General features: G+C 59.6%; 8 protein-coding genes and 2 pseudogenes. 5 read left to right on the top strand and 5 right to left on the bottom strand.

Features of this window, described 5'->3' with window-relative positions:
• The 4 genes and pseudogenes from ACWISF_RS03420 to ACWISF_RS03405 form a co-directional block, all read left to right on the top strand.
• Positions 1 to 175, top strand: a pseudogene (locus tag ACWISF_RS03420) (signal recognition particle receptor subunit alpha); the annotation flags it as partial.
• A gap of 5 nt (positions 176 to 180) precedes the next feature.
• Positions 181 to 633, top strand: a complete 453-nt coding sequence (locus tag ACWISF_RS03415) for a hypothetical protein (protein ID WP_448380188.1) — start codon at positions 181 to 183, stop codon at positions 631 to 633.
• Positions 630 to 875 (top strand): NAD(P)/FAD-dependent oxidoreductase, encoded by a 246-nt coding sequence (locus ACWISF_RS03410; protein ID WP_448380187.1) that lies wholly within the window; start codon positions 630 to 632, stop codon positions 873 to 875. The genes ACWISF_RS03415 and ACWISF_RS03410 overlap by 4 nt, the downstream gene beginning before the upstream one ends.
• Positions 868 to 1548 (top strand): lysophospholipid acyltransferase family protein, encoded by a 681-nt coding sequence (locus ACWISF_RS03405; protein WP_448380186.1) that lies wholly within the window; start codon positions 868 to 870, stop codon positions 1546 to 1548. The genes ACWISF_RS03410 and ACWISF_RS03405 overlap by 8 nt, the downstream gene beginning before the upstream one ends.
• On the opposite strand, the gene ACWISF_RS03400 is transcribed toward ACWISF_RS03405, so the two are convergent.
• Both ACWISF_RS03400 and ACWISF_RS03395 read right to left on the bottom strand, forming a co-directional pair.
• The gene (locus tag ACWISF_RS03400; protein ID WP_448380189.1) at positions 1486 to 2826 is read right to left on the bottom strand and encodes a UDP-N-acetylmuramoyl-tripeptide--D-alanyl-D-alanine ligase; all 1341 of its coding nucleotides are present in this window, start codon (positions 2824 to 2826) and stop codon (positions 1486 to 1488) included. The genes ACWISF_RS03405 and ACWISF_RS03400 overlap by 63 nt on opposite strands.
• 33 nt (positions 2827 to 2859) lie before the next feature.
• Positions 2860 to 3024 carry a hypothetical protein gene (locus ACWISF_RS03395; protein WP_448380185.1) on the bottom strand — a complete coding sequence of 55 codons (165 nt, stop codon included), beginning with the start codon at positions 3022 to 3024 and terminating at the stop codon, positions 2860 to 2862.
• A gap of 464 nt (positions 3025 to 3488) precedes the next feature.
• Here ACWISF_RS03395 and ACWISF_RS03390 point away from each other — a divergent pair, with 464 nt between their 5' ends.
• Positions 3489 to 3692, top strand: coding sequence for a DUF2949 domain-containing protein (locus ACWISF_RS03390; RefSeq protein WP_448380184.1), 204 nt, complete (start codon positions 3489 to 3491; stop codon positions 3690 to 3692).
• A gap of 93 nt (positions 3693 to 3785) precedes the next feature.
• On the opposite strand, the gene ACWISF_RS03385 is transcribed toward ACWISF_RS03390, so the two are convergent.
• The 3 genes and pseudogenes from ACWISF_RS03385 to ACWISF_RS03375 form a co-directional block, all read right to left on the bottom strand.
• On the bottom strand, positions 3786 to 4934 hold the full coding sequence (locus ACWISF_RS03385) for a glycosyltransferase family 4 protein (RefSeq protein WP_448380183.1): 1149 nt from the start codon (positions 4932 to 4934) through the stop codon (positions 3786 to 3788).
• Between the two features lie 34 nt (positions 4935 to 4968).
• Complete coding sequence (pheT, locus tag ACWISF_RS03380) at positions 4969 to 7344, bottom strand: phenylalanine--tRNA ligase subunit beta (RefSeq protein WP_448380182.1); 2376 nt, start codon at positions 7342 to 7344, stop codon at positions 4969 to 4971.
• Positions 7345 to 7398: 54 nt separating this feature from the next.
• Positions 7399 to 7594 (bottom strand): annotated as a pseudogene (locus tag ACWISF_RS03375) (RNA-guided endonuclease TnpB family protein); the annotation flags it as partial.

Below are 7594 nucleotides of genomic sequence, written 5' to 3'. Positions count from 1 at the left end.
GTTTGAAGCCCTTGCTGAACAGTTTGAGGCCGCCTGGAAGAAACTGCGTGGCCAGGACAAACTTACCCCCAGCAACATTCAAGAAGCCCTGAAAGTCGTCCGCCGCGCCCTGCTGGATGCGGATGTGAATGTGCAGGTCGTACGGGAATTCATCCAGGAGGTGGAACGGCGGGCCATGCCATGGCGACGCAGTTGGGTCACCGGTTGGTGCCACCTGTACCGGCGCTACAGGCCTTGGCAGGGGTGAGTTTGCCCCAGGTGCGGCTGAAATGGTTGGGGGCGGGGTTGTCGCGGGTGGGTCAGAACCAGCGGGAACAGCAGGGCGCTTTGCTCATTACCCATTGGGGCCTCAGCGGCCCGGTTGTCCTGCGGTTGGCCCGTTTTTTGCACGCATGCCAGTACCAAGGGCAACTCCAGGTGGATTGGTTGCCAGAGTGGGGGCGGCAAACCTTGTATGAACGGTGTCAGGCGTTGCGCACCCAGGTGGCGGCGAAAACTCTGGGGAATTATCGCCCGGTGCGGGAACTGCCCCACGGTTATGGCATTACCTGCTTGCCGGCGCCCAGATTCCCCAGCAACGGCGGTGGGGAGAACTTTCCAGGCGGGAGTTGGAACAATTGCTCGGGCAAATGACGGCGAAGGTGCATCCGGTCATGGGTAGAGGGATGTTCAAAGAGGAATTTGTCACCTGTGGGGGGGTGCCCTGGAGCGAGGTGGATAGCCGCACCCTGCAAAGCCGGCTGTGTCCGGGGTTGTATCCGGCCGGGGAGGTGCTGGATATGGACGGCCTGACGGGGGGATTTAATCTCCAGACGGCCTGGACCACCGGTTGGATTGCCGGGCAGGCGTTGGGAGCCATGGATGAAGATGCCTAAGCCAGTGCCCGCTGCTCCCTATCTATCCCCTTGGCTGACGGGAGCCGCCTATTACCTGGGGAAATATCTGCTGTTGCCTTTGTATTTTGGGAATATCACCGTCATCGGCCAGGAGCGGATTCCGTCGGAAGGGGCGTTGCTGGTGACCCCCACCCATCGTTCCCGGTGGGATGCGGTGTTGGTGCCCCATAGCGTGGGCTGGCTGGTGTCCGGGCGGCATTTGTATTTCATGGTGGCGGCGGAGGAGGTGCGGGGATTCCAGGGCTGGTGGATTCGGCGGTTGGGGGGCTTTCCGGTGCAGCGAGAGAAACCGGGACGGGAGGCCTTGACCCAGGCGGTCACCTTGCTCAGCCAGGGCAATAGTTTGGTCATGTTCCCGGAGGGCAAAATTTCCCGCGACGGCACGCTGTTACCCCTGAAACCGGGGCCGGTCCATCTGGCGTTGCAGGCGGTACAACAAAACCCGGAATTGGTGTTGCATCTTTTGCCTGTCTATTTGCGCTACAGCCATCCCTACCAACCCTGGCGCACCCAGGTTGCCATCCACATTGGTGACCCTTTGCGGGTGCTGCCGCCTACCAACCAGCCCCTGCGCCAGGCGACTTTGGCGTTAACGGCGACGCTCCGGGAATCCCTGCTGGCTTTGGGTGAGCGCCTGCACCACCTGTGCTAACCCCAGCGCATGGGAGGCTTTGACCAACACCCGGTCCCCTGCTCGCAGATAGGTTTGCAAATGGGCAATGATGGCTTCCCGGTCGGGCAGGATTTCCGTAGGAACGGGTTTCGCGGCTGCCGCCAGGGGATAGATTTCCGGGTCCTCCAGCAGGATGAGGGCGTCATAATGTAGGTCCCGAATCACCTGGCCAACCTGGGCGTGCAATGCGGCGGAATGTTCCCCCAATTCCCGCATGGCGCCCAGCACAGCGATGTGGCGCTGGCCGGGGGTTTGCTTCAGGGTGTGCAAGGTGGCGCAAACCGCTTCCGGGCTGGCGTTGTAGGTTTCATCGAGCAGGAGAATGTCCGGGGCAATCTGCCACCAGCGACTCCGCCCCTCCGGCAAATCCAAAAATAGGGGTTGGGTCGGCCAGGGCACTCCCAGGGTTTGGGCCACAGTCAGGGCTGCCAAAAAATTCAGGGCATTGTGTTCGCCAGGCAGGGGCAACGGGGCGCGCCAATCCCCCACAATTAACTCCGACTCGGTAAGCTGCCCCTGCACATCCCCCTGGCGCCACCCGTAGGTACACGTCGCCCCTTCCCACACCGCGCTGGCCGTCTGATGCAACAATTCATTCTCCCGCCAGTAAATGGCTGTGCCCTGGGGGTCAAGATGGGCAAACAGTTCACATTTGGCCTGGGCAATGGCTTCGCGGGAACCCAAGCGGCCAATGTGCGCCGTCCCCACCGTGGTAATCACCCCCACATTGGGCTGGGCGATCTGCGCCAGGCGGGCAATTTCCCCCCGTCCCCGCATCCCCATTTCCACCACCACATAATCGTATTCCCGACCCAGTTGCAACAGGGTTTTGGGAACGCCAATGTCGTTGTTTTCGTTGGCAGCCGTTTTCAAGACCCGCCCCTGGGTAGATAGCACCGCAGCAATCAATTCCTTGGTCGTGGTTTTGCCCGCCGAACCCGTAACGGCAATCACCGGAATTGCAAATCGCCTGCGCCACCAGGCCGCCAGGGTTTGGTAAGCCGTGAGCGTATCGGGCACCAACAGGAGGGGCATATCCGGAGAAAACAGCTCTGGCCGATGGATCAGGGCCGCCACCGCCCCTTGCGCCAACGCCTGCGGGATAAATGCATGCCCGTCCCACCGCTCCCCGACCAAGGCGACAAACACTTCCCCCGCCCGCACCTGACGGCTATCGGTGGTGATCCCCGTAACCACGCCGCTGAGGGGTTGGCTTGGAGTCGCCCCCAGGATAGAAATTAATTGTTCCAGCCGCACCAAAGGGCGTGCCCTCAATCGTTCTTTCCGATTCTACACGTCTTCCTCCGCTTGCATACGATAAACCCGTACCAATTCGTGAATGGCAAAGTTGAGGACTTCCACCAGAGATTCCGGCGGCAGCAAGTCGCAAATCCGACGAATTTCCCCCATCACCGCCTCCCGGTCCATCGGGGGTGGGTCATTCTGACCCTGCATTGACGGCTCGTTCACAGTCTTCATACGGGCAGAGCACAATGGGGAGGAAATCACAAAAATCGTAGCGGGTGGACAATACCCCCGTGTTCGTCCTGTTCATGGTTGGTTACTCCACTGTGGTCAAGGGAAAGAAAAACAATTCTCCGTAGTCTTACTCTAATGGTTGTCATTCACTGGAGGGTCAAGGCTGCTGTTTATAAAACATCTTTATAGAAATTTCCGCATATTTACGGATGAATTTTTTTGCTTCATCAGGATAAGGCCGAGATGGCCGGCCTTGATACCCCTCAGTGAATGTACGGATACCCGGCCACCCGTCCCCCTCCCCTGCAACCGCCGTTCTCAGAAACTTTACAAAATTTATTGATCATTCTGTGAAATTAGGTTAAGCTAGCGGAGCAGGGGGGGGAGGTTTGCGTTATTGTTGCGAGAATCTCACACTGTAGCAAAGGGGAGGGACAGGGATGGTGTTGGGACGTGACCCACGGTTGATTCAGTTTTTGCAGGAGGAGTTGGCGGTGTCGGCGGCCTCGATTGAGATGGCGATGCGGCGCGAGGATTCGGGCCAAGGGCCGCTGCCGATGGTGCTGTGGCGTTATGGGTTAATTAGCTTGGACCAATTGGACCGGGTATTTGCCTGGTTGGAGCGGGTGGATGCGGCGAATTAACGTAAGTTAGCGTTGCTGTAAAAAAGCTATAAAAAAACTGTGTGGCACTGGGTCAAGGTAGGGGGTAAAAAGCAAAGGTTAAAGAAAGCTGTTTTAGGGTTCTCCTGCGACCTGTTGCAATATCTGGGCGCAGCGGCTGATCATGGTTTGCGGCTGAAATTGGGTTAGGAATTGCCGGGCGTTTTGGGCATAGGATTTCCCCAGTTCCGGGTGCTGTCGCATTTCTTGAATTGCTGCCCGTAGGAGGGTTGGGGCATGGGGTGGAAGCAATCGCCCGGTGATGCCATCTTGGACCAGTTCGGGCGTGCCGCCTACCTGCGTGGCAATCACGGGAACCCCCATCGCCATCGCTTCCAAAACACTATGGGGCAGACCTTCGTAACTGGAATTGAGGACAAACAGGTCGCTGGTTTGTAGCAACGCCAGGAGTTCAGCGGTCGTTTTTGGGCCGGTAAAATGGACGCGTTCTGCTAATTGCAACGCCCGCACCTGCTGTTCTAAGACCTGGCGTTGGCAACCATCCCCCACAATCAGCAACCCCACATCCGGCAAAGGGGCAATGGCCGTAATGATTTCGTCAATGTGTTTCCAAGGAACCAAGCGGCCTGTGGTGATAATCCGATAGTTGGTTGTTAATGGGTTGGTGATTTTGGGGATGGGGGAAGGTAATTCAATCGCGTTATAAATGACGTGAATGTGCTCAGGAGGTACGCCCCAACCCTGCACGATTTGGGCGAGGTAGTGGCTGGGGACAATTATTTTGCGGGCTTGGCGAATGGCCTGATTTCTCCAGGTGCGAAATAGACGGATGCGGATGTCGGCGCTGGGGGCTTGAAACGCCTCTAGATTTGCTTTTGTCCACCCCCGGCGCACCGCCCGTTCCCAGGTGCTATCCCCAACAATTTTGGCCACCCAAGGTTTCCCCAACCGCCGACACACCTGCGCCACTTCCCACACCAAACCGTTGGCATAGACCACATCTGCCGCCTTAAGGTAGGGCGTTAATTTCTGTTGGTAATACACACTCCGCCAGGCCCAAAAAACACGGCGGTTGAGCCGCACGACCGGAAATGGATAGGGCATGTCTTGCGTCTGTTCCCAGGCGAGATGGTGGGGTTCGCTGCTGGTGATCACCGTCACCTGATGCCCCATCGCCTGCAAACCGCGCGCGACCACCGGCACATAGGTGGCCGGCCCCCCCACATCCGGCGGAAAAATACCCGTGACCATGGCAATACGCATCTTTGGGAATGGGTAACGTGCGGCCAAGGCGGCATCAACTGCGCAGCGTCACCCCGTAGTGGTGGACAAGCGCCTGCCGCACCTGGTTGTGCACCGTTTCTACCTCCGCTTCGGTTAGGGTGCGATCCGCCGCCCGATAAATTAACCGAAACGCCAAACTGCGCTGTCCGGCAGGAACACCCTCACCGCGATATTCATCAAACACAAACACCTGCTGCAACAGCGGTTCTCCCGCCGCCTGCATCACCCGCAGGAGGTCGGCCACCGGCAGGTTCTGGTCGGCAAACACAGCCAAATCCCGGTCACAGGCGGGATAGGGACTGTAGGGCCGGAACCGCGCCAGGGCATGTTGGGTCGCCGCCGCTGTCACCACTTCCATATCCATCAGCAGGACATACACCTGTTCGGGAATGTCCCGGCTCTGGCACAGTTGGGGATGGAGTTGGCCAAACAGACCCAGACGCCGTTCCCCCCAGTGCAAAACCGCCGTGCGCCCCGGATGAAAACGTGCATCCTCCCGGTAGGCTGTCCAGGTGGCGTTCAGGTGCAACCCCTGCAACAGCCCCTCGACCAACCCTTTGGCTTCGTACCAGGTCACCGGCTCCTTGCGTAACCAGTGCTCCCGACGACCGCCCCAGATGGCCCCCAACTGTTCAAACTCCCGTTCCTGACCGCCCTGGCGGACAAACACCCGCCCCAATTCAAACCCCCACAGCGGCCCATTGTTTTGCTGGATGTTGTAGCTAAATGCCTGCACCAAACCTTCCAACAAATCCGTTCGCAGCGCCCCGTATTCCGCCAACAGCGGGTTACTCAGATGAATATCCCCTGCCTTGACCAGGGAATAGTGCATTAACTCATGCAACCCATACCCCCGACACAGTTCCCGCACCCGCAACCGCACCTGTTCTGCCGGGGGATAGCCGCCCACCTGCCCTGTCCCTGGCAAGGTATTGGCGAAATGGTCGTAGCCCACCAACCGGGCAATTTCCTCAATCAGGTCAATTTCTTGCTCCACATCCCGCCGCCGATGGGGGGGGACCGTCACCCGCCAACCTTCCTGCGTAGGTTCCAGCCCAAACCCCAGGGCCTGCAAGGGCGCGACGATTTCCCCATCAGACAGGGGCCCGTTTGCCCCCTCCCCCAACACCTCCTGCACCCGCTGCCGCCGCAACGATACAACTTTGGGTGTCACATCCCGCCGGTCAAATTGGCCGATGCCCACCACTTTGGCCCCGGCCCATGCCTGCAACAACTGCACCGCCCGCCCCCAGGCCAGGGCCAAATCCGCCGCGTTGACCCCCCGCTCGTAGCGCGCCGAAGCCTCCGTGCGTAACCCCACCGACCGCGCCGACCGCCGCACCGTGGCCGGGTCAAAAATGGCCGCCTCCAGGAGAATCCGCCGGGTTTGCGCCGTCACCTCCGTCGCCGCCCCCCCCATCACCCCTGCCAAGGCCACCGGTTCATCCTGCGCCGTAATCACCAGGGTTTGCGGTGTCAGGGTACGCACCTGGTCATCCAACGTCCGCAGCGACTCCCCCGCCCGCGCCAACCGCACCCCCAGGGTCAAGCCGTCCGTTCCCGCAGGCAGGCGGTCGGCATCAAAGGCATGGAGCGGCTGTCCCCACTCCAACAGAACGTAGTTGGTAATATCCACCACGTTGTTGAGCGACCGGATGCCCGCCTGCTCCAAGCGCTGCCGCAACCAAGGGGGCGACGGGGCAATCTGGACTTCCCGGAATTCCGTGCCCCAATACACCGGGCACAGCAGCGGGTCGGCAATGTCAATCCTGACCGTCGGCGGGGGCAATGGGGGTGGCGCAAAAACCGGCAAACGCACCGCCAGCCCGAACAAAGCCGCCACTTCCCGCGCCATCCCCACCATACTCAAGGCATCGGCCCGGTTGGCCGTCGAAGCCACCTCCAGAATCACATCGTCTAACCCCAGCAAAGGCCGCACATCCTGCCCTGGTTGCAATTCCGGGTCAGAAAAAATGTGAATGCCCGGCGAAGTTTTGGCCAAACCCAACTCCGCCAGCGAACAGATCATCCCGTGCGACGTCACCCCCCGTTTCTCTACCGGGAGAATGTGCAGGTCAATACAAGGTAAATACGTACCTACCAGCGCCACCGGCACCAAAGCTTCCGCCCGCACATTGGCCGCCCCACACACAATCGTCAGGGGTTCTCCCTGCCCCACGTCCACCTGACAGACGCTCAGCTTATCCGCCTGGGGATGGGGCTGCCGTGACAGAACCCGTCCCACCACCACCCCTGCGGCCCAGGTGCGTCGGTCCTCGATGGCCTCCACTTCAAACCCCGCCAGCGTCAGCCGTTCGGCCAACTGTTCAACCGTCAGCTCCGCCGGTAGGGCAACCAATTCTCGCAGCCAATTCAGGGAAACCCGCATGGGCACCGTCCCAATCGCCACTGTTCATTATAAAGGTGCACCGCTCCGAAAGACTTACACAACGCTGAACAAAAGCGGACTTTCGTTCAACTTGTTGCTTCCTTCCTGATTCAACGATTCATGCCTAGTCGGCGAACCAACCCCGGCAGAGGAATCTCCACAGGCGTGACTTCCCCTGGAGCTCAGGGTAGTTTGATACCATTTCACCAGGTTGAGGGAGGCATTCAAGTCGCGGTCTATCCCCTCTAAA

The sequence above is a fragment of the Gloeomargarita sp. genome, assembly GCF_053491055.1.
This window is presented reverse-complemented; position numbering and strand designations above follow the sequence as displayed.